Origin of the sequence: Stenotrophomonas rhizophila, assembly GCF_001704155.1 — a bacterium.
Lineage (GTDB): Bacteria > Pseudomonadota > Gammaproteobacteria > Xanthomonadales > Xanthomonadaceae > Stenotrophomonas > Stenotrophomonas rhizophila_A.
The window spans coordinates 4,160,185-4,184,620 of record NZ_CP016294.1 but is presented as its reverse complement, the minus strand read 5'-3'; the positions used below and the strand labels follow the sequence as shown (position 1 = coordinate 4,184,620).

The 24,436-nt window shown below is 68.5% G+C and carries 21 protein-coding genes; 16 read left to right on the top strand and 5 right to left on the bottom strand.

Annotated elements, in window-relative coordinates; genetic code table 11:
• Positions 1-14 precede the first annotated feature (14 nt).
• The 9 genes from BAY15_RS18575 to BAY15_RS18535 all read left to right on the top strand — a co-directional run bounded on the left by BAY15_RS18575 (position 15) and on the right by BAY15_RS18535 (position 9,720).
• Positions 15-1,256, top strand: coding sequence for an NAD(P)/FAD-dependent oxidoreductase (locus BAY15_RS18575; RefSeq protein ID WP_068854449.1), 1,242 nt, complete (start codon positions 15-17; stop codon positions 1,254-1,256).
• Positions 1,244-1,795 carry a DUF3261 domain-containing protein gene (locus BAY15_RS18570; RefSeq protein WP_068854448.1) on the top strand — a complete coding sequence of 184 codons (552 nt, stop codon included), beginning with the start codon at positions 1,244-1,246 and terminating at the stop codon, positions 1,793-1,795. Before BAY15_RS18575 ends, BAY15_RS18570 begins: the two co-directional genes overlap by 13 nt.
• The gene (locus tag BAY15_RS18565) at positions 1,792-2,979 is read left to right on the top strand and encodes a beta-ketoacyl-[acyl-carrier-protein] synthase family protein (protein WP_068854447.1); all 1,188 of its coding nucleotides are present in this window, start codon (positions 1,792-1,794) and stop codon (positions 2,977-2,979) included. The genes BAY15_RS18570 and BAY15_RS18565 overlap by 4 nt, the downstream gene beginning before the upstream one ends.
• Positions 2,976-3,437 (top strand): hotdog family protein, encoded by a 462-nt coding sequence (locus BAY15_RS18560; protein ID WP_237334291.1) that lies wholly within the window; start codon positions 2,976-2,978, stop codon positions 3,435-3,437. Before BAY15_RS18565 ends, BAY15_RS18560 begins: the two co-directional genes overlap by 4 nt.
• Positions 3,434-4,165: a 3-oxoacyl-ACP reductase FabG gene (fabG, locus tag BAY15_RS18555; RefSeq protein WP_068854445.1), complete on the top strand. Its 732-nt coding sequence runs from the start codon at positions 3,434-3,436 to the stop codon at positions 4,163-4,165. The genes BAY15_RS18560 and fabG overlap by 4 nt, the downstream gene beginning before the upstream one ends.
• A complete protein-coding gene (locus BAY15_RS18550) occupies positions 4,165-5,406 on the top strand; it encodes a beta-ketoacyl-ACP synthase (RefSeq protein WP_068854444.1) in 1,242 nt (413 codons plus the stop codon). The genes fabG and BAY15_RS18550 overlap by 1 nt, the downstream gene beginning before the upstream one ends.
• Before the next feature lie 46 nt (positions 5,407-5,452).
• Positions 5,453-5,890, top strand: coding sequence for an excinuclease ATPase subunit (locus BAY15_RS18545; RefSeq protein ID WP_068854443.1), 438 nt, complete (start codon positions 5,453-5,455; stop codon positions 5,888-5,890).
• A 229-nt stretch (positions 5,891-6,119) separates the two neighbouring features.
• On the top strand, positions 6,120-6,386 hold the full coding sequence (locus BAY15_RS18540; protein ID WP_068854442.1) for a YcgL domain-containing protein: 267 nt from the start codon (positions 6,120-6,122) through the stop codon (positions 6,384-6,386).
• Positions 6,379-9,720: an ankyrin repeat domain-containing protein gene (locus tag BAY15_RS18535; protein ID WP_068854441.1), complete on the top strand. Its 3,342-nt coding sequence runs from the start codon at positions 6,379-6,381 to the stop codon at positions 9,718-9,720. Before BAY15_RS18540 ends, BAY15_RS18535 begins: the two co-directional genes overlap by 8 nt.
• Before the next feature lie 185 nt (positions 9,721-9,905).
• Here the strand turns inward: BAY15_RS18535 and BAY15_RS18530 are convergent, their stop codons facing one another.
• Positions 9,906-11,708 carry a monovalent cation:proton antiporter-2 (CPA2) family protein gene (locus BAY15_RS18530; RefSeq protein ID WP_068854440.1) on the bottom strand — a complete coding sequence of 601 codons (1,803 nt, stop codon included), beginning with the start codon at positions 11,706-11,708 and terminating at the stop codon, positions 9,906-9,908.
• 307 nt (positions 11,709-12,015) lie between these two features.
• Between BAY15_RS18530 and mgtE the strand changes: the two genes are divergently transcribed.
• The gene (gene mgtE, locus BAY15_RS18525) at positions 12,016-13,386 is read left to right on the top strand and encodes a magnesium transporter (protein WP_068854439.1); all 1,371 of its coding nucleotides are present in this window, start codon (positions 12,016-12,018) and stop codon (positions 13,384-13,386) included.
• Between the two features lie 128 nt (positions 13,387-13,514).
• Positions 13,515-16,244, top strand: coding sequence for a bifunctional acetate--CoA ligase family protein/GNAT family N-acetyltransferase (locus BAY15_RS18520; protein WP_068854438.1), 2,730 nt, complete (start codon positions 13,515-13,517; stop codon positions 16,242-16,244).
• A gap of 17 nt (positions 16,245-16,261) precedes the next feature.
• Here BAY15_RS18520 and BAY15_RS18515 read toward each other — a convergent pair whose 3' ends face one another.
• Positions 16,262-16,744: a hypothetical protein gene (locus BAY15_RS18515; RefSeq protein ID WP_157771784.1), complete on the bottom strand. Its 483-nt coding sequence runs from the start codon at positions 16,742-16,744 to the stop codon at positions 16,262-16,264.
• Between the two features lie 176 nt (positions 16,745-16,920).
• Here BAY15_RS18515 and BAY15_RS18510 point away from each other — a divergent pair, with 176 nt between their 5' ends.
• Positions 16,921-17,625: an alpha/beta fold hydrolase gene (locus tag BAY15_RS18510; RefSeq protein ID WP_068854436.1), complete on the top strand. Its 705-nt coding sequence runs from the start codon at positions 16,921-16,923 to the stop codon at positions 17,623-17,625.
• 175 nt (positions 17,626-17,800) lie between these two features.
• On the opposite strand, the gene dkgB is transcribed toward BAY15_RS18510, so the two are convergent.
• Both dkgB and BAY15_RS18500 read right to left on the bottom strand, forming a co-directional pair.
• Entirely contained in the window at positions 17,801-18,604 is an 804-nt protein-coding gene (gene dkgB / locus BAY15_RS18505; protein WP_068854435.1) for a 2,5-didehydrogluconate reductase DkgB, read from the bottom strand.
• A gap of 67 nt (positions 18,605-18,671) precedes the next feature.
• Positions 18,672-19,886 carry an MFS transporter gene (locus BAY15_RS18500; protein ID WP_068854434.1) on the bottom strand — a complete coding sequence of 405 codons (1,215 nt, stop codon included), beginning with the start codon at positions 19,884-19,886 and terminating at the stop codon, positions 18,672-18,674.
• A 107-nt stretch (positions 19,887-19,993) separates the two neighbouring features.
• Here BAY15_RS18500 and BAY15_RS18495 point away from each other — a divergent pair, with 107 nt between their 5' ends.
• From BAY15_RS18495 to BAY15_RS18485, 3 genes are all read left to right on the top strand, one after another.
• Positions 19,994-20,896 carry a LysR family transcriptional regulator gene (locus BAY15_RS18495; protein ID WP_068854433.1) on the top strand — a complete coding sequence of 301 codons (903 nt, stop codon included), beginning with the start codon at positions 19,994-19,996 and terminating at the stop codon, positions 20,894-20,896.
• A gap of 70 nt (positions 20,897-20,966) precedes the next feature.
• Positions 20,967-21,419: an Rrf2 family transcriptional regulator gene (locus BAY15_RS18490; protein ID WP_068854432.1), complete on the top strand. Its 453-nt coding sequence runs from the start codon at positions 20,967-20,969 to the stop codon at positions 21,417-21,419.
• On the top strand, positions 21,409-22,317 hold the full coding sequence (locus BAY15_RS18485; RefSeq protein ID WP_068854431.1) for an NAD(P)/FAD-dependent oxidoreductase: 909 nt from the start codon (positions 21,409-21,411) through the stop codon (positions 22,315-22,317). Before BAY15_RS18490 ends, BAY15_RS18485 begins: the two co-directional genes overlap by 11 nt.
• A 58-nt stretch (positions 22,318-22,375) precedes the next feature.
• Here BAY15_RS18485 and BAY15_RS18480 read toward each other — a convergent pair whose 3' ends face one another.
• Positions 22,376-23,329 (bottom strand): aldo/keto reductase, encoded by a 954-nt coding sequence (locus BAY15_RS18480; RefSeq protein ID WP_068854430.1) that lies wholly within the window; start codon positions 23,327-23,329, stop codon positions 22,376-22,378.
• Positions 23,330-23,501: 172 nt separating this feature from the next.
• Between BAY15_RS18480 and BAY15_RS18475 the strand changes: the two genes are divergently transcribed.
• A complete protein-coding gene (locus tag BAY15_RS18475) occupies positions 23,502-24,353 on the top strand; it encodes a class I SAM-dependent methyltransferase (RefSeq protein ID WP_068854429.1) in 852 nt (283 codons plus the stop codon).
• Positions 24,354-24,436: the final 83 nt, after the last annotated feature.

The window sequence follows — 24,436 nt, the reverse complement described above, 5'->3', positions numbered from 1 at the left end:
TCAAGGATGCATCGATGAGCGCAGCACTGGAAACAACTGAAATCCTGGTGATCGGTGCCGGCCCTGCCGGCTCCGTGGCCGCCGCCATGCTGCGCCAGCAGGGCCGCCAGGTGCTGATGCTGGAGCGCCAGCAGTTCCCGCGCTTCTCCATCGGTGAGAGCCTGCTGCCGCAGAGCATGGAGTACATCGAAGCGGCCGGCCTGCTGCAGGACGTGGTCGAAGCCGGCTTCCAGTACAAGAACGGCGCGGCCTTCGTGCGCGGCGAGCGCACCACCGAATTCGACTTCCGCGACAAGTTCTCGCCGGGCTGGGGCACCACCTACCAGGTACAGCGCGCCAATTTCGACGACGTGCTGGCACGCGGCGCCGAGCGCATGGGCACCACCCTGCGCTTCGGCGACGAAGTGCTGTCGGTCGAGCCCGGCAGCCCGGCGCGCGTGCAGGTGCGCCGCCCGGATGGCAGCGAGTACACCATCGAAGCCGGCTTCATCCTCGATGCCAGCGGCTTCGCGCGCCTGCTGCCGCGCCTGCTCAACCTGGAATCGCCGTCGAACTTCCCGGTGCGCGGTGCGATCTTCTGCCACGTGCGCGACCACATTCCGGCCGATGCCGGTTTCGACCGCAACAAGATCCTGATCACCACCCATCCCGAACACGTGGACGTGTGGTACTGGACCATTCCGTTCTCCAACGGCTGCTGTTCGCTGGGCGTGGTGGCCGAGCCGAGCTTCTTCGAGAAGTACGACGGCACCGACCTGGAGAAACTGCAGGCCATCGTCGGCGAAGACCCGAACCTGACCCGCCTGCTGAAGAACGCCGAATGGGCGGTGCTGCCGGTGCGCACCATCACCGGCTATTCGGCCAACGTCAGCTCGCTGTGGGGCGAGGGCTACGCGCTGCTGGGCAACGCCGGCGAGTTCCTGGACCCGGTGTTCTCCTCGGGCGTGACCATCGCCTTCAAGTCCGCGCAGCTGGCAAGCGACTGCCTGGCGCGCCGGCATGCCGGTGAGCAGGTGGACTGGGAGCGCGAGTTCGCCCTTCCGCTGCGCGCGGGGGTGAAGACCTTCCGCCGTTTCGTCGAGGCCTGGTACGCCGGTGGCTTCCAGAAGATCATCTACCACCCCGACCCGCAGCCGGATGTGCGCCGCATGATCTCCTCGATCCTGGCCGGCTACGCGTGGGACACCACCAACCCGTACGTGGCCGATGACAGCGGCCGCCGCCTGCGGGTGCTGGAGGAACTGTGCACCGGCTGATCCTGACGTTGCTGTTGAGCGTGTTGCTGGCGGCCTGCGCCAGCACCCGCATGCCTGCTCCCCTGGTGCAGCTGCCGACCCTGCAGCTGGCACCCTCGGCGCTGGCAGAACCGCTGCAGCTGCAGCAGCGCCTGCAGTTCCGCTTCGGCAGCCACGAGCGCGAGCTGGATGCGCTGCTCGAGGCCGATGGCGAGCAGGTGCGGCTGGCGGTGCAGGCAATGGGCCAGACCGGCGTGCGCATGGTCTGGGACGGGCACACCCTGGAACAGACCCGCGCCCCGTGGCTGCCGCCGCAGGTGCGTGGCGAACGCGTGCTGGATGACCTTCAGTTCGCGCTGTGGCCGGCCGATGCCATCCGGGCGAAGCTTCCCGCGGGATGGAGCCTGGTCGAGGCCGACGGTGGCCGCCGCCTGGTGCAGGGTGGCAAGGCGTGGCTGGTACTGGAACCGCTCGACGGCGGCCGCCTGCGCCTGCGCAACCTGGCCGAAGGCTATGAACTGGTGATTGAATCGTTGGACATGGGACAGGCACGACAGTGAGCAGTAGCGCGGTATATCTGAACGAGCTGGGTGTGGTCTGCGCACTGGGCAGCGGGCGCGCGCAGGTGCGCGACGGGCTGTTTGCCGACCAGCCCGGCGGCCTGCGCGACAACGACACCCTGATCGCCGGCCGCACCCTGGCGCTGGGCGAAGTGAGCGGGCCGCTGCCGGACCTGTCGGCGTTGCCGGTGGCGCTGCGCGGACGCAACAACGCGCTGCTGGAAACCGCGCTGCTGCAGATCCGCCCGGCGGTGGAATCGGCGATCGCGCGGTTCGGCGCCGAGCGCGTCGCGGTGATCATCGGCACCAGCACCTCGGGCATCGGTGAATCCGAAGGCGCGCTGCGCCTGCAGGCCGACGAAGGACGCTGGCCGGACGGTTTCGACTACGCGCAGCAGGAAATGGGCACCTCGGCGCGCTTCGTGCGCGAGCGGATCGGCAGCGATGGTCCGGCCTGGACCATTTCCACCGCCTGCTCGTCCAGCGCCAAGGCGCTGATGTCCGCCGCGCGCCTGCTGCGTTCGGGAGTGGTCGATGCCGTGGTGGCCGGTGGCGCCGATTCGCTGTGCCGCTTCACCGTGGGCGGCTTCTGCGCGCTCGAATCGGTGTCGGCCGCGCGCTGCAACCCGTTCTCGCGCCACCGCAACGGCATCAACATCGGCGAGGGCGCCGCGTTGTTCCTGATGACCCGCGAGCCGGGCCCGGTGCGCCTGTCCGGCTGGGGCGAATCCTCCGACGCGCACCACATGTCCGCGCCGGACCCGCAAGCGCGCGGCGCCATCGAGGCCATCCAGCAGGCGCTGGACCGCGCCGGCCTGGCCGCCGACCAGATTGATTACGTCAACCTGCACGGCACCGCCACCGGCCACAACGACGCCATGGAAAGCCTGGCCGTGGCCAGCGTGCTGGGCACGCAGGTGCCTGCCAGCTCGACCAAGCCGCTGACCGGGCACACCCTGGGCGCCTCGGGCGCGATCGAAGCGGCGCTGTGCTGGATGACCCTGGCCGACAACCCGGACCAGCGCCTGCCCACGCACTGGTGGGACGGGCAGGGCGACGAGGCGCTGCCGGCGCTGGCCCTGGTGGCGCCTGGCACGCGCGCGGCGCAGCCGCTGCAGCATGTGCTCAGCCATTCGTTCGCCTTCGGCGGCAGCAATGCCGTACTGGCGCTGGCGCGGGGATGAGCATGCAGTTGCCGACCGATATCGAAAGCGTGCTGCCGCATCGCGAGAGCCTGCGGCTGATCGACCGGGTCATCGAATGGCAGGCGGAATCCATCGTGGTGGAGGTGGACGTGCCCACGCACGGCCTGTTCTCCACCCCTGGCGGGGTGCCCGCCTGGGTGGGCGTGGAGTACATGGCACAGGCGATTGCGGCCTGGGCCGGCTGCCGCGCGCGCGCCGAAGGGCGCGAGCCGTCGATCGGATTCCTGCTCGGCACCCGCCGCTATACCGCCCACCAGCCGGCCTTCACGCCGGGCAGCTGCCTGCGGGTGGAGGCACAGTGCGAGCTGATGGGCGAAAATGGACTGGGCATGTTCGCCTGCCGGATCCTGGCAGGGGATGTTGAATTGGCGGTCGCCAACGTATCGGTGTTCGAACCACGCGATGCGATGGCTTATCTGGAGAGTGGAGAGGCATGACAGGGAATCTCACCGTGCTGGTGACCGGCGCCAGCCGGGGCATCGGCCGCGCCGTGGCGCTGCGGATCGCGCGCGATGGCTTCGACGTAGTGGTGCATTGCCGCAGCCGGATCGAGGAAGCGCAGGCGGTGGTCGCCGACATCCAGGCACTGGGCCGCCAGGCCCGGGTGCTGACGTTCGACGTGTCCGACCGCGAGGCCGCCCGCACCGCGCTGGAAGCCGATGTCGAGGCGCACGGCGCCTACTATGGCGTGGTCTGCAACGCCGGCATCGCCCGTGACGGTGCCTTCCCGGCCATGCCGGCCGAGGACTGGGATGCGGTGGTGCACACCAACCTGGACAGCTTCTACAACGTGCTGCATCCACTGGTGATGCCGATGGTGCGGCGGCGCAAGCCCGGCCGCATCGTCACCCTGTCTTCGGTGTCGGGGCTGGTCGGCAACCGCGGCCAGACCAACTACAGCGCGGCCAAGGCCGGCATCATCGGCGCCACCAAGGCGCTGGCGCTGGAACTGGCCAGCCGCGCGATCACCGTCAACTGCGTGGCACCGGGCCTGATCGAGACCGAGATGGTCAACGAAGAAGTGCTCGAGCACGCCCTGAAACTCATTCCCGCCGGGCGCATGGGCCAGCCGGACGAAGTCGCGCACGCGGTCTCGTTCCTGCTGTCCGAATCGGCCGGTTACATCACCCGCCAGGTGATCTCGGTCAACGGAGGCATGGTCTGATGAGCCGACCCGATCGTCGCGTCGTGGTGACCGGTGCCGCCGCCATCAGCCCGCTGGGCCACGACTGGCCGAGCATCCGCGCGCGCCTGCATGCCCAGGAAAACGCGGTGCGCTACATCCCCGGCTGGGAAGTGTTCGACGGCCTCAACACGCGCCTGGCTGCACCGGCCGAAGACTACGAGCTGCCCTCGAACTACAACCGCAAGACCACCCGCAGCATGGGCAAGGTGGCGGTGATGTCGGTGCGCGCTACCGAACTGGCGCTGGAAGCGGCCGGCCTGCTCGGCCATCCGGTGCTGCGCAGCGGCCTGGCCGGCGTGGCCTACGGGTCGTCGTCGGGCAGCCACGAAGCCACCGCCGAATTCGGCCGCATGCTCCACGAGCACACCACCGAAGGCATTAGCGCCACCACCTACCTGAAGATGATGAGCCACACCTCGCCGGTGAACATCGGCGTGTTTTTCGGCTTGTCCGGTCGCGTGTACACCACCTCCAGCGCCTGCACCTCCGGCAGCCAGGGCGTGGGCTCGGGTTACGAGGCGATCCGCAGCGGCAAGCAGACGGTGATGGTCACCGGCGGCGCCGAACAGCTCGACGCCACCGCCGCGGCGGTGTTCGACACCCTGTTCGCCACCAGCGTGCGCAACGATGCGCCGAAGACCACGCCAAGTCCCTTTGATGCCCACCGCGACGGCCTGGTGCTGGGCGAGGGCGCCGGCACCCTGATCCTGGAAGAGCTGGAACACGCGCAGGCGCGCGGCGCCACCATCCTGGCCGAAGTGGTCGGCTACGGCACCAACAGCGACGGCCAGCATGTCACCCAGCCCACCGCCGACACCATGGCCCAGGCCATGCGCCTGGCGCTGGAAGACGCCGGGCTGGAACCGCAGCAGATCGGCTACGTCAACGCACATGGCACCGCCACCGAGCACGGCGACATCGCCGAAACCCAGGCCACCGCCCAGGTGTTCGGCGCAGGCATGCCGATCAGCTCGCTGAAGAGCTATGTCGGCCACATGCTCGGCGCGTGCGGCGCGTTCGAGGCCTGGGTGACCATCGAAATGATGCGCGAAGGCTGGTTCGCCCCGACCCTGAACCTGCACGAGGTCGACCCGCGCTGCGGCGCGCTCGATTTCATCCGCGGCGAAGGCCGGCAGATGCAGCCCGAGTACGTGATGAGCAACAACTTCGCCTTCGGCGGCATCAACACTTCGTTGATCTTCCGCCGCTGGCAGGACTGACTTTCCCCCGAGCAACACCCCGCCTTACCAACAAGGAGATGTTTGAATGCGTCGTTTTGCCCTGATTGCCGCCACCGCCCTGCTCGCCGTTGCCAGCACCGCCAATGCCCGTGAAACCCGGGTCGAGCTGCCGCTGCATGACCTGATCAACTCCCCGGAGGCAAAAGCCGCCGGCATCGACGGCAGCGTCCGCTTCTTCCTGGCCGGCGAAAAGGTCAACGTCCAGCAGCGCCTCGGCGAAGACGTGACCAACAAGAAGACCAATGCCGCCAACAAGAGCGATGCCGTGGCCTGCAACTGGGTGGCCCTGTCGGCGCTGAAGGCGCTGCAGGACGGCGCCAAGTCGCGCGGCGCCAACGCCGTGGTCGACGTGGTCAGCTACTACAAGAAGAACGAGTTCAAGAGCGCCACCAACTTCGAATGCTACGCAGGCGCCATCCTGGCCGGCGTCGCCCTGAAAGGCACCTATGCAAAAGTGAAATAACGCGAAGCGTTATTCCACGGGTAGCAGCCGACCGTTGGTCGGATGACCTTGCCGCCGCCGTTCCCCAAGAACGGCGGCGGCCGCCCTACCTGAACACCGTCGCGACATTGATGAACCTGAATCTGCCGCGCGCCAGCAAACCGACACCTTCGCGCCTGCCCGGCTTTCGTAGTTGCCTGCTTTACTCCACAATCGGCGTATCTATTCCCAGGGCCAAGCCCCGCGGGCAATGCAAGCCTACGTCTACAAAAGCCAACGCAAGCAGGACACTTACGTCTACCTCGCCGCCCGCGACGCCTTCGATGCCATCCCCGATGCGCTGAAGGCCACGCTGGCGCCGTTCGCATTCGTTCTGGAAGTTGCCCTGACCCCGGACCGTCGCCTCGCCCTGGCCGACGCTGATCAAGTGCGCGCCAATCTCCAGGCGCGCGGCTTCCACCTGCAGATGCCACCGCCGCCGGTCGCGCCCGTGAAGGTGCCGCGCCGCGATGACTGATATTCCGCGCACCCGCGCTGCCGCCATCGCCCTCGCTACGGGCGGCCTGCTGTCGCTGGCCGCGGTGCTGGGCGGGGTGCCGGCTGCGCTGGGTGCCGCACTGGCGCAGCCGGCGTTCGCGCTGGGCATGTCCTGGTGGCGGCGCAGCCGCGCCGTGCCGGCGCTGCCCCAGCTGGGCCGCCAGGACCTTCCGGCGCTGCTCGCGCTGTGGTCGGTGGGCCCGGCCCTGCTGGCGCTGCTGGTGGCCTGGCCGCTGGCCGCGCTGCACGACAGCGGCAGCCTGGCGGCCGTGCTTGGCCTGAGCGTGGCGGTCAGTGCCGCGCTGCTCGGCGTCTGGCGCACCTGGCCGCTGTGGAATGAAATCGAACGCAGTGACGGCAGCCTGGCGCGCCATTGGCGCACCCTGGCCGGCCGAGATCTCAGCGCCTGGCGCGGGCTGGTCGTGGCCGCGCTGGTGGTGGCGATCTGCGCGCTGGTGGTGGTTCCTGCATGGCCGGGGCTGGTGCCCGATGGCCTGCGCTGGCCGTTCGCGCTGGCGGTGCTGATCGGTTCGCCGCTGGCCCATCTGGCCCTGCAGCGCGTCGCGCCGGCCGATCCGCTGGGCAGCCGCAGCGTGCTCGACCTGGGCAGCGACCCGTTCGCCGCCGCCGCCCAGCACGACGACCCGGGCCAAGCACTGGAGCCGCTGGCCCAGCACGAACGCCTGCCGGCGCTGTACGAAGCCGCGCGCAGCGGCCGGGTCGACCGCGCCCTGCAGCTGCTGGCGGCAGGTGCCGACCCGCAGGGTCTGCCCGATCCCACCTGGCGCGACCAGCGCAGCCTGGTGGTGCTGGCCGCCGTGCTGCCCGACCTGCGCCTGCTGCGCGAGCTGATCGCCCGTGGCGTGGGCGTCAACACCCCGCACAAGGGCATGACCCCGCTGCTGGCCGCCACCCGCGACAGCTGGCACGGCCGCCCCGAAGCGGTGATGACCCTGCTGGCCAACGGTGCCGATTCGCGCGCGGTCGACAGCGACGGCAACACCCCGCTGCACCACGCCGCGCGCAGTTCCGACCCCGGCGTGGCGGCATTGCTGCGCGATGCCGCGGCCGAAGTGGATGCACTGAACAATGACGGCTGGTCGCCACTGGCAGTGGCCTGCCAGGTCGGCAACTGGCGGCTGGCGCGGTTCCTGCTGGAGCGCGGTGCGCGCACCGAACCGGCCGAGGGCACCCCCGTGCTGCTGGCCGCGGCCGGCACCGAAGAAGACGATCCGGCCGGCGTGCAGCTGCTGCTCAAGCACAAGGCGCGCGCCGACGCGCGCGACCGCCAGCGCCGCAGCGCCCTGCATGAAGCGGCATTGGCCGGCCACGTGGACATCATCGATGTGCTGCTGGCGGCCGGCGCCAACCTTGAATCGCGCGATGCGCTGTCTCGTACGCCGTGGCTGGAAGCCGCGCGCGGTGGCCGGGCCGGCGTGGTCGAACACCTGCTGCCGCACAAGCCCGACCTGCATGCGGTCGACGTGGAAGGCCGCAACGCGGTGCTGCTGGCCTGCATGGCCGACAACGTCTCGCCGTTGCTGGTCCGCCGCCTGTTGGACCTGGGCATTGCTGCCGACGTGTCCGATCCGCAGGGACGCCGCGCCGTGGATATCGCGGCCGCCGCCGGGCGCTGGGCGATCGTCTCGCTGCTGGACCGCAGCTACCCGCTGCCCACCGCAGTGAGCGATGGCCTGGCCAGCGCGGGCGAGGATGACAGCGGGCAGGGCAGCCCGGCACTGCCGGACCGCCCGCCGCTGGACCTGCTGCGCGAAGCGCTGGGATTCGGCAACGTGGATGGCATGGCCTCGCTGGCCCGCCTGTGCAGCCCGGACGAACTGGGCGGCCTGCTCCACGACGGCGAACTGGCGCTGGACCCGCACGCGGTGGAGTGGCTGCTGGCGCATGGCGCCGCGCCGGAGGTCCTGGATGCCTGCGGCGATACCCCGATGTTCGCGCTGCTGGCGCGTGGCATCGATGCGGTGCCCACGCTGCAGGTGCTGCTGCGCCGGGGCGTATCGCCGACCGGTGCCGGTGGCCTGGCGCGCCTGCTCAGCGCCTGCGCCCAGCACGACCAGGCCGCGCGCGGGCTGGAACAGCTTGCATTGGAACTGCTCGAACGCGGTGCCGATCCGTTTGCGGCCTCGCCGGCCGGCGATCCGCCGCTGTCGCTCGCCGTGCGCCTGGGCTGGCTGCGTCTGCAGCAGGCCCTGCTCACCCTCGGCGTGGACCGTGAAGCCCGCGACAGCCACGGCATGACCGCGCTGCACCTGGCCACCGCACTGGCCCGCGAAGGCTCGTTGAAGCTGCTGGTGCAGCAGGGCGCCTCGCCCGAAGCCCGCGCTGCCGATGGCCAGACCCCGCTGGGCGTGGCGCTGTCGATCGGCCGCCGCGACCTGGCCGATTGGCTGGATTGGCGCGTGTGGCAGCTGCCGCGCCGCGCGCTGCGTGCCGCCGATCTACCCGCCGCCGCGATGGCCGGCGATGCCGACGCCGTGCGCCGGTTGAACGACCTGGGCTTCGCCGTGGACGTGGTGGATGCGCAGGGCTGCACCGCGCTGCTGCGTGCCGCCGGTGGCGGCCACCTGGCCGTGGTCGACCTGCTGCTGGCGCGTGGCGCCAACCCGCAGCACGCTGCAGCCAGTGGTGCCACGCCGTTGTCGGCGGCGGTGAGCATGCGCCAGATCGACATCGTGTCGGCGCTGCTGGATGCCGGTGCGGAACTGGAATACAAGCTGCCCGGTGGCGTGACCGTGCTGATGCTGGCGTCGGCGCTGGGCCTGCCGGACATCGCCGCGCGCCTGCTGACTGCCGGTGCCAACGTGCATGCGGGCGATGCGCAGCAACTGGGGCCGCTGCATTGTGCGGCCCTGTACGGCTTTGGTGCGCGGGATCGTTCGCGCCTGCTGGCGCTGCTGGACACCTTGTTGCTGGCCGGTGCCGAACCGGACCAGACCGCAGCCGGTTCGGTGACCCCGCTGCTGTTGCTGCTGGGCGCGCGCGCCGAGCCGGGTACCGCGTGCGATGAGCAGATCGTGCTGGCCGCCGTGGAGCGGCTGCTCGATGAAGACGTGTCATTGGATGCGCGCGATCCGCGTGGGTTCGGTCCGCTGCACCTGGCGGCATTGCACGGCCTGCCGCTGCTGGTGCAGCGCCTGCTGCGCGCAGGCGCGGATCCGGACGTACGCGACGCGTTGAACCGCAGCCCGCGCGAGATCGCGGTGATGCGCGGTTTCATCGACGTGGCCGGTGAGTTCGAACCGCGCGTGCCCGGCGTTTCGTCGATGGCCCGGTTCCTGCGCGATAACGGGTAACGGCGGCGGGGATGAACCCCTGACACGCGGCTTCGGACAGTTATCAACCGCGATCGGTGCGTCGCAGACGTTGGGTGCGTGTCTTCGGATCTTCGGGCCGCGCTGCGCGCGGTCGCCGACTAACAGTCGGCGCTACGAGTTGCTGGCGAACGATGGGGGAGCTGGATACGTCCGATCGGTTCCGTTCAATTGTCGCGTTGGTTGTCTGGCTTTTCATCGCGTTGTGCATCGGCTTCGAACAGGCGCATCAAATCCGCCCTCGCATCGCGCGAGGTCTGCATGACCGCGGCATCGTCGTCGTAGACCAGGTACTGGTCGCGCAGCAGTTTTTCATCGTGCTCGCGGAAACGCTGCACATGGTCGCGTGCCGTTTCTGTCGGAAGGCCCAACGCGGTCAGCACCCGCTCGCTCATGTCCAGGCTGCTGCCGAACACCTCGCGGAACGGTTCGGCCGACATGTCCATCAGCCTCCATGCGTGCTGGCGGTTGCGTGCGCGGGCCAGCACCACCGCGTCCGGGTACAGGCGCCGGATCAGCCGCGTGGCGCGCATGTTCGCTTCCGGGTCGTCCAGCGTGATCACGTAGACCCGCACATGCTCGCCGCCGGCCGCGCGCAGCATCTCCGGCCGGGTCGGATCGCCGTAGTACAGCTTGTTGCCGAAGCGGCGCAGGTCCGACACCGTGTCCGGGTTCGCTTCCAGCGCCACGAACGGGATTTTCTGTGCGGTCAGCAGGCGTGCCACCACCTGGCCGAAGCGGCCCATGCCAGCGATCATCACGCTGGGTTCGGTGCCGCCGTTGTCAATGGTGTCGGCCGCGGGCCTGTCGCGCGCCACCTCGTGTTCGCGACCCAGCAGGCGCAGCAACGCGATCAACAGCAGCGGCGTGAGCGCCATCGACAGGCCTACGATCGCCACCAGCCGGTCGTGGTTGGCATTGCCCAGCAGGTTCGCGCGCTGCGCTTCGTTGAACACCACGAACGCGAATTCACCGCCCAGCCACAGCACGCTGCCGAGCAGCAGCGCGTGCCGCGTGCTCAGCCTGGCCAGCTTGCCGATGCCGAACAGCAGGCTGAACTTCACCACCAGCAGCACCGCCACCCCGATCGCGATCGCCCACGGCTCGGCCACCACCCGGTCCAGGTCGATGCCCATGCCCACAGCGATGAAGAACAGGCCCAGCAGCAATCCCTTGAACGGCTCGATCTGCGATTCCAGTTCGTGCCGGAATTCCGAATCCGAGAGCAGCACGCCGGCCAGGAATGCGCCCAGGCTGGGGCTGAGGCCCACCGTCTGCATGAACCACGCCGTGCCCAGCACCACCAGCAGCGCCATCGCGGTGAACACCTCCGGGCTGCGCGTACGCGCCACGGTGTTGAACAGCCAGCGCAGCACCGGCCGCCCGCACAGGATCACCACCGCCAGCGCGCCCAGCGCCACCGCCACGTCGTTCCACTGCAGGGTTTCATTGCGCGCCCCGCCCAGCAGCGGAATCGCCGCCAGCAGCGGAATCGCGATCAGGTCCTGGAACAGCAGGATGGCAAAGCCCAGCCGGCCGTAATCCGTGTTGAGCCCCTTGTGTTCGGATAGCAGCTGCAGGCCCACGGCAGTGGACGACAGCGCCAGCGCGATGCCCACGATCAGCGCTCCCTTCCAGTGGAAGTGGTCCAGCATCAGCAGGCTGCCCAGCACCAGCGCGCTCAGCGCCACCTGCGCGGTGCCGGCGCCGAACACCGAGCGCCGCATCACCTTCAGCCGCGTGGGCGACAGCTCCAGCCCGATCACGAACAGCAGCATCACCACGCCGATCTCGGCCGCGCCGAGGATCCGGTCGGCATCCTGCACGAAGCCCAGCCCGTCAGGTCCGAGCACCACGCCCGCTGCCAGGTAGCCCAGCACGGCACCCAGCCCGAGCTTCTTGAATACCGGCACCGCGATCACCGCGGCCAGCAGCAGCACCAGGGCCAGGACCAGCGCACCGCTATGCATGGGGAAACCTGCGCATCGCATCATCGGCCTGTCGCCGGCGGTCTATTATGCGGCCCCGCGCGTCAATGACCTTCAACCGGGCCCGAACGAGGGCCCGCAAGGGGTTGACCCGGTCTGCGTGCGGGTCCAGACTGCCGCCCGCTGACCGCGCCAGCACGGTGCGCCCAGCGAAACCCTTCCGGAGTCCACACCCATGTCCAGCGACAGTAGAAGTCGACCTTGCTCGACGCCAGCGATGGCCACCGCCTGACACGGGACGGTTCGCCAGCGTTGGCGTCGCGCGATCGCGATCCACAAGGCGAACCCCATGAACCAGAAAGACCTCCTGCGCCCGGTGGCGGATGCCGCCGCCCTGAGCGCACCCCTGCAGGACTTCAACACCGCCGACGCGGTGGAATACCTCAACACCCTGGCCCTGCCGCGCGCCGCCGACACCCTGGCCGCGTTGCCGTTGCCGCGCGCGGTGAAAATGCTCGAACAGCCCGAGCTCACCCGCAGCGGTGACCTCGTGGCCGCGCTGCCGGTGGCCAAGGCCGCCGCGCTGCTGGGCCTGATGGCCGACGACCGTGCCACCGACATCGTCCATGAGCTGGACGAGGACGAACGCGCGCGCCTGATCCCATTGCTCAGCGCCGATTCGCGCCAGGCCATCCAGCAGCTGCTCAGCTACCCGGCGCACACCGCCGGCGCGCTGATGACCACCGAATTCGTCAGCGTGCCCGCCGACTGGACCGTGGGCCGCACCCTGCAGCACATCCGCGAAGTCGAGCGCACCCGCGAGACCGTGTACGCCATCTACGTGCTGGACCCGGTCACCCAGGCCCTGCAGCAGGTGGTCACCATGCGCCGGCTGATCACCGGCCTGCCGGACGAGCCGATCCTGGAGGTGGCCCAGGTCAATCCGCCGGTGACCGTCGATGCCATGCTCGACCAGGAAGAAGTGGCTCAGCTGATCCGTCGCCACGACCTGCTCGCCATTCCCGTGGTCGATGCGCGCCAGCAGGTGCTGGGCATCGTCACCGTGGATGACATCCTGGATGCGCTGATCGAAGAATCCACCGAGGACGCGCACAAGTTCGGCGGCATGGAAGCGCTGGAAAAGCCGTACATGCAGATCGGCTTCTTCGAGATGCTGCGCAAGCGCGCCGGCTGGCTCAGCGTGCTGTTCCTCGGCGAAATGCTCACCGCCAGCGCCATGCAGCATTACGAGGACGAGCTGGCCCGCGCCGTGGTGCTCACGCTGTTCATTCCGCTGATCATGAGCTCCGGCGGCAATTCCGGCTCGCAGGCCACCTCGCTGCTGATCCGCAGTCTGGCCCTGCGCGAACTGCGCCTGCGCGACTGGTGGAAGGTGGCGCTGCGCGAAGTGCCTACCGGCATCACCCTGGGTGCCATCCTCGGCGTGCTGGCGATCATCCGCATCGTGTCCTGGCAGCTGCTCGGCCTGCACGACTACGGCGAGCACTGGCAGCTGCTGGCGCTCACCATCGGTGCAGCGTTGGTCGGCATCGTCACGTTCGGCTCGCTGTCCGGCTCGATGCTGCCCTTCATCCTCAAGCGCCTGGGCTTCGACCCGGCCAGCGCCTCGGCACCGTTCGTGGCCACCCTGGTCGACGTCACCGGCCTGGTGATCTACTTCAGCATCGCTGCGATGATCCTGCGCGGCACGCTGCTGTAACCGCACCATGTCGCCACGCCGCGTGCGGCGTGGCGATGCGGCGGCAGCCGATCCTTGCGCCAGATCATCCCAACGCGACCGCCAGCCGTGTACCGTGTCACCACGTGTCCCGGTGACTGTTCGACCCCATGAGCACCTACCACCTGCAATCCGTATTCCGCCCGCAGTCGGTGGCCGTCGTCGGCGGCAGCCCGCGCGAGCGTTCCGCCGGCCGCGCGGTCATGCGCAACCTGCGCGCCACCGGCTTTCCCGGCAAGGTCGCCTGGATCAATCCGCGCTACGGCGAAATCGACGGCATCAGCACGGTCAAGCGGCTGAAGGACCTCGACTGGGTGCCCGAACTCGTCGTCATCACCGCCCCGGCCAGTATCGTGCCGCAGGTGGTGGCCACCGCCGCCGAACGCGGCGTGGCCGCGGCCATCATCCTCACCGCCAACCTCGGCCACGGCCCGGGTTCGCTCAGCGAGCAGGTTGAAGCGGCGGCACGGCCCAAGGGCCTGCGCATCCTCGGCCCGCATTGCCTGGGCGTGATCGCCCCGCATGCACGGCTCAATGCCAGCATCGCCGCGCACTTCCCGCAGGCGGGCGACCTCGCGCTGATCTCCGAATCCAGCGCCATTGCCGCAGCGCTGGTCGAATGGGGCGTGGCGCGATCGGTCGGCTTTTCCGCCGTGGTCTCGCTGGGCGACGCACTGGACGTCGACTTCGGCGACCTGCTCGACTACTTCGCCACCGATTACCGCACCCGCGCCATCCTGCTCTACGTCGAACACATCCGCGACGCGCGCAAGTTCATGTCCGCCGCGCGCGCCGCCGCGCGTGCCAAGCCGGTGGTGGTGGTCAAATCCGGCCGCCACATCCGCATCGATCCCGATGGCGACACCCACGTGCAGGCGCTGGCCAGCTCCGACGCGGTGTATGGCGCCGCGTTCAACCGCGCCGGCCTGCTGCGGGTGAGCGCGCTGGATGAGCTGTTCACCGCTGCCGAAACGCTCGGCCGCCTCGGCACCTTCCCGGGCCGCCGGCTGGCCATCCTCAGCAACGGCGGCGGGGTAGGGCGGCTGGCCGTGGACCAGCTGCTGGCCCTGCGCGGCAGCCTGGCCGAGCTTTCGCCCGGCACCATCGCCGAGCTGGATGCCGTCTTGCCCGAAGGCTGGTCGCGCAGCAATCCGGTCGACATCGTGGTCGACGCAGACGGTGACCGCTACGCCGCCGCCATCGACGCGCTGATGTCCGACAGCGGCAACGATGCCGTGCTGGTGGTCAACGTGCCCACCGCGTTCACCTCATCGGCAGACGCCGCGCAGGCACTTACCCGCACCCTCGGCCTGCGCCCGCGCCACCATCGCGACAAGCCGGTGTTCGCGGTGTGGCTGGGCAACGACGACCGTGCCACCGCCACCCTCAACGCCGCCCGCGTACCGACCTACCCGACCGAGGCCGAAGCCGTGCGCGGCTTCCAGCACCTGGTGCGCTACCGCGATGCGCAGGCGGCGCTGATGGAGACCCCGCCCAGCCTGCCGCAGGATTTCGTGGTGGATACCGCCGCCGCGCGCGCCATCGTCGAGGCCGCGCTCGCCGCCGGCCAGCAGTGGCTGGACCCCATCGCCACCCACCAGCTGCTCTCGGCCTACGGCATTCCCTCCGCGCCGGTGATGCAGGCGCGCGACCCGCACGAAGCCATGGACCTGGCCCAGCCGCTGCTGGAGCAGGGCGCTACGGTGGCGGTAAAGGTGTTCTCGGCCGACATCCCGCACAAATCCGATGTCGATGGCGTGCGCCTCAACCTGGGCACCCTGCAGTCCGTGCAGGCCGCCGCCAGCTCCATCCTCGCCCGCGCCCATGAGATGCGCCCCAACGCGCGCATCGACGGCGTGCTGGTGCAGCCCACCATCGTGCGGCCAAAGGCGCGCGAATTGATTGCCGGCATCGCCGACGACCCGACGTTCGGCCCGGTGGTGGTGTTCGGCCGTGGCGGCACCGCCGTGGAAGTCATCGACGACAAGGCGCTGGCGCTGCCGCCGCTGGACCTGCGCCTGGCCCATGAGCTGATCGGCCGCACCCGCGTGTCGCGCATCCTCAAGGCCTACCGCGATGTCCCGGCGGCAGACGAACGCGCCGTCGCGCTGATCCTGGTCAAGCTGGCCCAGCTGGCCGCCGACATTCCCGAAGTGCGCACGCTGGACATCAACCCGCTGCTGGCCGACCGCGACGGCGTCATCGCACTGGACGCGCGCGTGGCCATCGCGCCCTCGCGCAAGCTGCACAAGGGACGTGGCCATCCGCGGTTCGCGGTGTTCCCATACCCGAAGGAGTGGGAGCGCACCATCACCTTGTCCGACGGCGCGCCCGCGTTCGTACGCCCGGTGCGACCGGAAGACGACGCGCTGTTCCGCGCCTTCTTCGCCCGCGTCACCGACGACGACCTGCGCCTGCGCTTCTTCCAGTCCGTGAAGCATTTCAGCCACGAATTCATCGCGCGCCTGACCCAGCTCGACTACGCCCGTTCCATCGCGCTGGTGGCGATCGACCCGCGCAGTGGCGACATGCTCGGCGCGGTGCGCCTGCATGCGGATGCGGATTACGATCGCGGCGAGTACGGCATCCTGATCCGCTCCGACCTCAAGGGCCATGGCATCGGCTGGCGCCTGATGACCATCATGATCGAATACGCGCAGTGGCTGGGCCTGAACATCGTTGAGGGCCAGGTGCTGCGCGAGAACAGCACCATGCTGGCGATGTGCCAGAGCCTGGGCTTCAAGACGAAGCTCGATCCCGACGACTCCACGGTCATGGTGGTGACCCTGCCGGTGCAGGACGCCAACGTCGCGTTACCGCCCGAAGGTGTCACCCACTGAGTGAACACCGGCGCCTGTCACTCTGCCGGCCGGTCCGTTGCCTGCATCAGGAACAATGCCGAGTGCTCGCGGGGTATGGGTCCCAAGCGGTCATCCGGGAAGGCAGCGTTGGTCAGCATCGTCTGATAGGCCAGTGAGCCAAAAATGAACTTCGCATCATCCGGCGTCGGCAACGCAGCCATCAACTCCTGGCCGCGCTTCAGCACGTCTGGGTACTGCTTGATGAAGGCTTCCAGCGTGATGCTCCCGATCGTGCAGCGGTTGGTGATGTAGCGCAACTGGTCCCCAAGGGCTGCCAGCCGCTTTTCGCCTGTATCCAGGTTCGCGTCCTGTACCGCCGGTTTCAGCGCAGGGGTGACCACCTCGTAATAGGCCAGCTCCCGCTGCATGATGGTTTCCAACGGCAGCGTGCCGGCATTTGCCGGTGCCGCGGGTGGACTCGGCGTACTGGTGGATGCCGGGGTTGGCGTGGCGGCGGTGATACCGGGAATGGAATCCATGCAGGGCTCACTGGAAGGGAAGTGCCTGAGCCTAGCCAGCCCCGGGTACCGGACTGGTACTGAGTCACGCTACTGCGCCAAGTGACTGTTTCATGGGGCGCTCTCACCTCCTACCGCGCAACACACCGGGCCACACACGACACTCCATGGCCACCCGGATCGCGGACAATAGCGGCATGACCGATCGTGTACCGCTGTTGCTGCTGCCCGGCCTGCTCAACGACGCCGAACTCTGGCGCGCGCAGATTGCCGCGCTGTCTGATATCGCCGACTGCACCGTAGGCGACCAGACCCGAGGCGACACCATGCAGGCGGTGGTGGAGGACGTACTGGCCCAGGCCCCGGAACGCTTCGCCCTGGCAGGCTTCTCGCTCGGTGGCTTTGTCGCCCAGCAGATCCTGCGCGTGGCCCCGGAGCGGGTACTGCGGCTGGCGCTGATCGACACCTCCATCCACGCCGACTCGCCCGAGCGCGCCGCCCAGCGCCAGTCGCAGCGTTCCAGCGTGCGCCTGCCCGGCACCTTCCATGGCTTCGGCGACAAGCTGATGCGCAGCTACATCGATGCCTCGCGGCTGGACGACTACGTGCTGGTGCAGCGCGTGCGTGACATGACCGCACGCCTCGGCGCAGAGGTGTTTCTGCGCCAGAGCGCGCTCGATCGCGTTGACGGCCACGACGTACTGGCCGGCTACCGTGACCCGCTACTCATCATCTGCGGCGCCAACGACCGCATCACCCCGCTGGCGATCAGCGAGGAGATGCATGCCCTGGTACCCGGCTCAACCCTGGTCGTGCTGCCCGATTGCGGCCACCTCGCGCCAATGGAAAAGCCCGAGGAAGTAAGCGCTGCCATGCGTGAGTGGTTGCTGGCCCGCTGGTAGGGTCGCATCCCAATCCACCGCCGATATCGGTGTCACGTTCTGTTGTGGCATGACCTCGGCCGAAGAAGCGCTCTTCGGCAGAGGTCATGCGTTCGCCGCGCCGATCCTCGTGGTCGGCGGTTGATCGGGATCCAACCCTACCAACCCAGGCGTCCGGCGACCCCTGAGCGAAAGGTCAATCCCACGCCGGCGCGATACCTTCCGGGTTCGCCAGCCGCTGTCCACGATCCAGCGTGGCAATCTGCGCCATGTCCTCGTCGCTCAACCGCAGGTCCGCCGCGAGCAGGTTGCTGGCCAGGTTCTCGCGCTTGGTCGAGGACGGAATCACCGCAAAGCCCTGCTGCAGCGCCCAGGCCAGTGCTACCTGCGCCGGGGTGGCGTCGTAGCGTTCGGCAATGGCCTGGATCACCGGATCCTTCAGCACCTCGCCATAGGCCAGGCTCATGTAGGCCGTCACATGGATGCCCTGCTCGCGCAGGAACGCAATCAGCGCCCGGTTCTGCAGGTACGGATGCACCTCGATCTGGTTGGTCGCGATCGCATCGGCACCGAGGATCGCGATCGCCTGGCGGGTAAGGTCGATGGTGAAATTGGAAATGCCGATCTGCCGGGTCAGGCCTTCGGCCTTGGCCTGCGCCAGCGCGCCGAGGTATTCGGCCATCGGCACCGCGTCGTTCGGCGACGGCCAATGAATCAGGGTCAGGTCGACATGGTCGGTACGCAGCTTGCGCAGGCTTTCGCGCAGGCTCTCCAGCAGCGCATCGTGCTGGAAGCTGGCGATCCAGATCTTGGTGGTCAGGAACAGGTCCTCACGCGCCACGCCAGACTCGGCGATGGCCTGCCCGACCTCGGCTTCGTTGCCGTAGATCTGCGCCGTATCGATGGCGCGGTAGCCCACGCCCAGTGCGTTGCGGACCGAATCGATGACGGTCTGGTCCTTCAGGCGGAACGTGCCAAGGCCGAATGCGGGAATGCTCATGGAAAACTCCTTCAGTGGGGGAGTGCAGGCTACGCCGTGCACTGTTAAACGAATCAAATGAGAAGGCTCAATGGGCGGCGACAACCACGCCCTCGGCGCGGTCCTCGATCCCGTCACGCCGGTCCAGCCGTCCGCTCAGCACGGTCAGCCCCAGCGCACCCAACACCACCAACGCGCCCAGCCACGGCGTATGCATCAGGCCCAGGTGATCCACCACCAGCCCGCCCAGCGAAGCACCCATTGCGATGCCCACGTTGAACGCGGCGATGTTCAGGCCAGAGGCCACATCCGCCGCCTGCGGCGCAAAGCGCTGCGCCTGCTTCACCACGTACACCTGCAGCCCCGGCACGTTGCCGAACGCCACCGCGCCCAGTGCCAGCACCGTCAGCAGCACCAGCCAGGTGTTGTGCGCGGTGAAGGTCAACGCGAACAGCACCAGCGCCAGCAGCCCGAAGATCAGCTTCAGCGCCGGAATCGGCCCACGGCGGTCGGCCAGGCGGCCACCCCACAGGTTGCCGATCGCCACCGACAGGCCGTACACCAGCAACACGCCGCTCACCGCGTTCGGCGAGAAACCGGTGACGTCCTGCAGGATCGACGCAAGATAGGTAAAGGACAGGAACGTACCGCCATAGCCCAGCGCGGTGATCGCATACACCAGCAGCAGGCGCGGCTGCGCCAGCACCGAAAGCTGCTGGCCGAACGTCGCCGGCTCGCTGCGCTGCAGGTTGCGCGGCACGAACAGCAGGCTGCCGATCAGCGCGACCACGCCCAGCGCCGCCACTGCCAGGAAGGTGGCGCGCCAGCCCAGGTGCTGGCCGATGAACGTGCCCAGCGGCACCCCGGTGACCAGCGCCACGGTCAGGCCGGTGAACATGATCGCAATCGCACTGGCCGCCTTTTCCTTCGGCACCACCGAGGTGGCAATGATCGAGCCGATCGAGAAGAACACGCCGTGTGCCAGCCCGGTCAACACCCGCGCCACGATCAGCGAGCCATAGCTGGGCGCCATCCAGGCGATCACGTTGCCCAGGGTAAACAGCACCATCAGGGCCACCAGCAGGGTCTTGCGTGGCACCCGGCCGGTCAGTGCGGTCAACACCGGCGCGCCGACCGCCACGCCCAGCGCGTACAGCGAGACCAGCAGGCCCGCGGAGGGCAGGGACACGCCGAGGTCGGCGGCAATGGTCGGGATCAGCCCGACGATGACGAATTCTGTGGTGCCGATGGCGTACGCACCCAGCGTAAGCGCCAACAGGGCCAAGGGGATGCCACGGGACATGAGCGTTACCGGTGGAAGAAGAAGGTGCGCAGTCTGCGCGCCGCACTCTTGCGGAAAAACCGGTCTTCACGCCAATGACTCTTGCTTCATGGTCAATAATGGGGGCCATGAAGACCACCCTGGACGAAATGCAGGCGTTCATCGCCGTCATCGACAGCGGCTCGATCACCGCCGCCGCCGAGGAACTGGGCCAGACCACCTCCGGGGTCAGTCGCGCGCTGGGCCGGCTGGAGGAAAAGCTGGGCACCACCCTGCTGACCCGCACCACCCGCCGCCTTCAGCTCACCGAAGAAGGCGATGCCTTCCTGGCCCAGGCACGCGCCATCGTGGCCTCGGTGGAAGCGGCCGAAGAGCACATGACGGCGCGGCGGCAGCGCCCGGCCGGCCGCCTGCGCGTGGATGCGGCCACCCCGTTCGTGCTGCACGTCATCGCGCCGATGGTTGCCGGGTACCGGGCGCTGTACCCGGACGTGCAGCTGGAGCTCAACAGCAGCGAGCGCTACATCGATCTGCTCGAACGCCGCACCGACGTCGCCATCCGGATCGGCCCGCTGGCCGATTCCACCCTGCACGCGCGCCCGCTCGCGCACAGCCGCCTTCGCGTATTGGCCAGCCCGGCCTACCTCGCCCAGTACGGCACGCCGAAGACGGTTGAAGAACTGGACGGCCACGCGCTGCTCGGCTTCAACGAACCGGATTCGCTCAACCACTGGCCGCTGCCCGGGCGCACCGACGCGCTGCTGCACATCCGCCCGGCGGTGGCGGTGTCCAGCGGCGAAACGCTGCGCCGGCTGGCGCTGGAGGGCGCGGGCGTGGTCTGCCTGTCCGACTTCATGACCCACCGCGACCGCGATGCGGGCACGCTGGTGCAGGTGCTGCCGGCGCTCACCGTGGAAGTGCGCCAGCCCATCCACGCCGTGTACTACCGCAACACCGCCGTTTCGGCGCGGATCAGCAGCTTCCTGGACTATCTCGCCGAATCCATGACCGGGCGGGCGTTCCTCCGCTGAAACCTATGCATGGGCCGGCCAACGGCCGGCGCTACCCACCGCTGGCAAAATATGTAACTATTGGTGTTACATGAAATCCAGCAATCAATTCTCCGACGCGCTGCACATCATGGCCCACCTGGTCGGCCAGGACGGACCGCGCACCTCCGAACAGCTCGCTGCCTGCCTGCCGACCCACCCGGTGGTGATCCGCCGCCTGCTCGCCGCGTTGCAGAAGGGTGGGTTGGTCCACACCGCCCGCGGCCATGGTGGCGGCAGCCAGCTGGCGCGCGACCCGGCCACCATCACCCTGCACGACGTCTATCTCGCCATCGGCTCGCCGGCGCTGCTGCATACCGGCGCGCGCGACACCGGGCGCGGCTGCCCGGTGCAGCAGGTGGTGAATGCCGCGCTGGATGAGAGCTACCAACAGGCGCAGGCGCTGCTCGAACAGCGCCTGCATGCCACCACGCTGGCGACCCTGGGCGACGCCTTTGCCCAGCACCTGGCCCAGCACAGCAAGGGAGTTCCGCATGACCTTTGATGCCGTGATCGTCGGCGGCAGTTTCGCCGGGCTCTCCGCCGCCATGATGCTGGCGCGTGCGCGCCGCAGCGTGCTGGTGATCGACAGCGGGCTGCCGCGCAACCGCTTCTCCAGCCACTCGCACGGCGTGCTGGGTCTGGATGGCATCTCCGGCGGCGACCTGCTGCGCCAGGCCAAGGCACAGCTGCTGGATTACCCCAGCGTGCGCTGGGCCAACGACACCGCCACCGACGCGCAGCCGACCGTGGATGGTTTCGCGGTAAGCACGGCGGCCGGGGATACATGGGCGGCGCGCAAGCTGCTGCTGGCCACCGGCATCCGCGATGTGTTGCCCGGACTGCCCGGCCTCGCCGAACGCTGGGGCCACAGCGTGCTGCACTGCCCGTACTGCCATGGCTATGAAGTGGGCGGTGGCGCGATCGGGCTGCTGGGGGGACATCCGATGTCGCCAATCATGGCCGGGCTGATCGCCGACTGGGGCCAGGTCACCTTTTTCACCCAGGGCATGGCACTGGACGAGGAGCAGCTGGGCACGCTGCAGCGGCGCGGCGTGCAGATCGAAACGGAAACGGTCGTGGCACTGGAAGGCGACCCGCCGCAGTTGAGTGGGGCGTTGCTGGCCGATGGACGCCACATCGACCTGCGCGCGCTGTTCGTCAGTGCGCGCCAGGAAATGGGTTCAGCGCTGGTGGAGCAGCTCGGCTGTGAACTGGAAGAGAGCCCGGTCGGTGTGCTGGTTCGGGTGGATGCGCAGAAGCAGACCACGGTGCCCGGTGTCTACGCGGCAGGTGATGCAACATTGATGGGCAACATCACCCTGGCCAGTGCGGAGGGGGTGCGCGCCGGGGTCAGCATGCATCACGCGCTGGTGGCCGAAGATGGGGCAGTGGTGGGGTGATGTGGAAACGGCCACCCTGGGGTGGCCGTTGCTGGTGCGGTCTATTCCGGAGGGGCGGTCAGGCGGCGCTGGCGCTTTCCAGCTGTGCGATGTCTTCGGCGGTCAGGTCTACCTGGGCAGCGGCGAGGACGTCGTGCAGCTGTTCCACGCGGGTCGCGCTGACGATCGGCGCGGTGATACCCGGGCGGGCGATCAACCAGGCAATGGCGACCTGGGCCGGGGTCGCGTTGTAGGTGCCGGCCACGTCATCCAGCGCCTGCAGGATGCGCAGGCCACGCGGATTGACGTACTTGGCCACCACGCTGCTGCCGCGCGAGCTGCTCTTGGCCGCATCATCGGCACTGCGGTACTTGCCGCTGAGGAAGCCGCTGGCCAGCGAGTAGTAGCTGATTACGCCCAGCCCGTGCTCGCGCGCCACCGCTTCCAGCCCGCTTTCGTAACCGGCACGGTCATACAGGTTGTACTCCGGCTGCAGCGTCTCGTAGCGGGGCAGCCTGTAGTCCGCCGATACCTTCAGCGCGGCCTGCAACCGCTCGGCGCTGTAGTTGGAGGCGCCAATCGCACGTACCTTGCCCTGTTCGATCAACCGGCCAAACGCGGCCAGCGTGGTTTCCAGCGGGGTGGACTCGTCATCCTCGTGCGCTTGGTAGAGATCGATGACATCGGTCTGCAGGCGGCGCAGCGAATCTTCCACGGCCGCGCTGATGTTGTCGGCGGACAGCCCCGGGTGTTCGGCCCACTTGGCCACCTTGGTGGCCAGCACCACCTTGTCGCGCTTGCCGCTGCGCTGGAACCAGCGGCCCAGGATCGTTTCCGATTCACCGCCCCTGTTCCCGGGCACCCAGGCCGAATACACATCGGCGGTATCGACCAGGCTGTAGCCGGCATCGACGAACGCATCGAGCAGGGCGAACGAGGTCTTCTCGTCCGCGCCCCAGCCGAAGACGTTGCCGCCGAACGCGATGGGAAGCACTTTCAGGCCGGAACGGCCGAGTTCGCGCGGTGCAGTCATGGGCAATCCTCCAGTCAAATCCAATGTCACAGCATAAGTGCCTGTCCATGACACCGCTGCGGCGCGGGCCACAAAACAGTGTTCCGCTTCGCTGCACTGCACTAACGTTTTGTGAACACCTTTGACATCGCGGCTGCTAGGCTCGCCGCATCCCGCCACCGTAGGTGATCCGATGAAAGCCCGTTCGCTCAGCTGTGCCTGCCTGTTCACCGTATCCACGCTGCTGCTTGCCGCTCCCGCCATGGCCATCAAGCCGGCCGGCCCCAACGCCCAGCCCGCCATCACCGCCGCCGTCCAGGCTGCCGTCGACGGCAAGGGCCGCACGCCGGACAACGTGAAGCGCGATGCCTACCGCCACCCGGCGCAGACGTTGTCGTTCTTCGGCGTGGAACCGGGCAAGACCGTGGTGGAAATCACCCCCGGTGGCGGCTGGTACTCGGAAATCCTCGCCCCGCTGCTGCGTGACAAGGGCACCTACGTCGCGGCGGTGGTCGACCCGATGGCAGTTGCTGAAGGCAAGGCCCGCGATTACCAGCAGCGCGGCCGCGACGGGCTGGAAAAGAAGTTCGCCGGCACCCCGGCGCTCTACGACAAGGCCAAGATCGTGGGCTACGACCCCAAAGCCCCCAAGTTCGGCCCTGACAACTCCGCCGATGTCGTGCTGACCTTCCGCAACGTGCACAACTGGCGCAGCGCCAACCAGGCCGAAGGCATGTTCAAGGGCTTCTACAGCGTGCTCAAGCCCGGTGGCGTGCTCGGCGTGGTCGAACACCGTGCCAAGGCCGACGTGCCGGCCGACGACAAGAGCGGCTACGTGGGCCAGGCCCAGGTCATCGCCATGGCCGAAGCGGCCGGCTTCAAACTGGCCGGCAGCAGCGAGATCAACGCCAACCCGCGCGATACCAAGGACCACCCGAACGGCGTGTGGACCCTGCCGCCGGTGAACAACCATGACGCCGCCGATGATGCCAAGTACAAGGCGATCGGTGAAAGCGACCGCATGACCCTTCGTTTCGTGAAGTAGTGCCGGGCCCTGCCCGGTACGCGGGCGCACGACCAACGGTCGTGCGCTACCGGTTGAGATAGCGGTACCACGGCGTCCGAAGC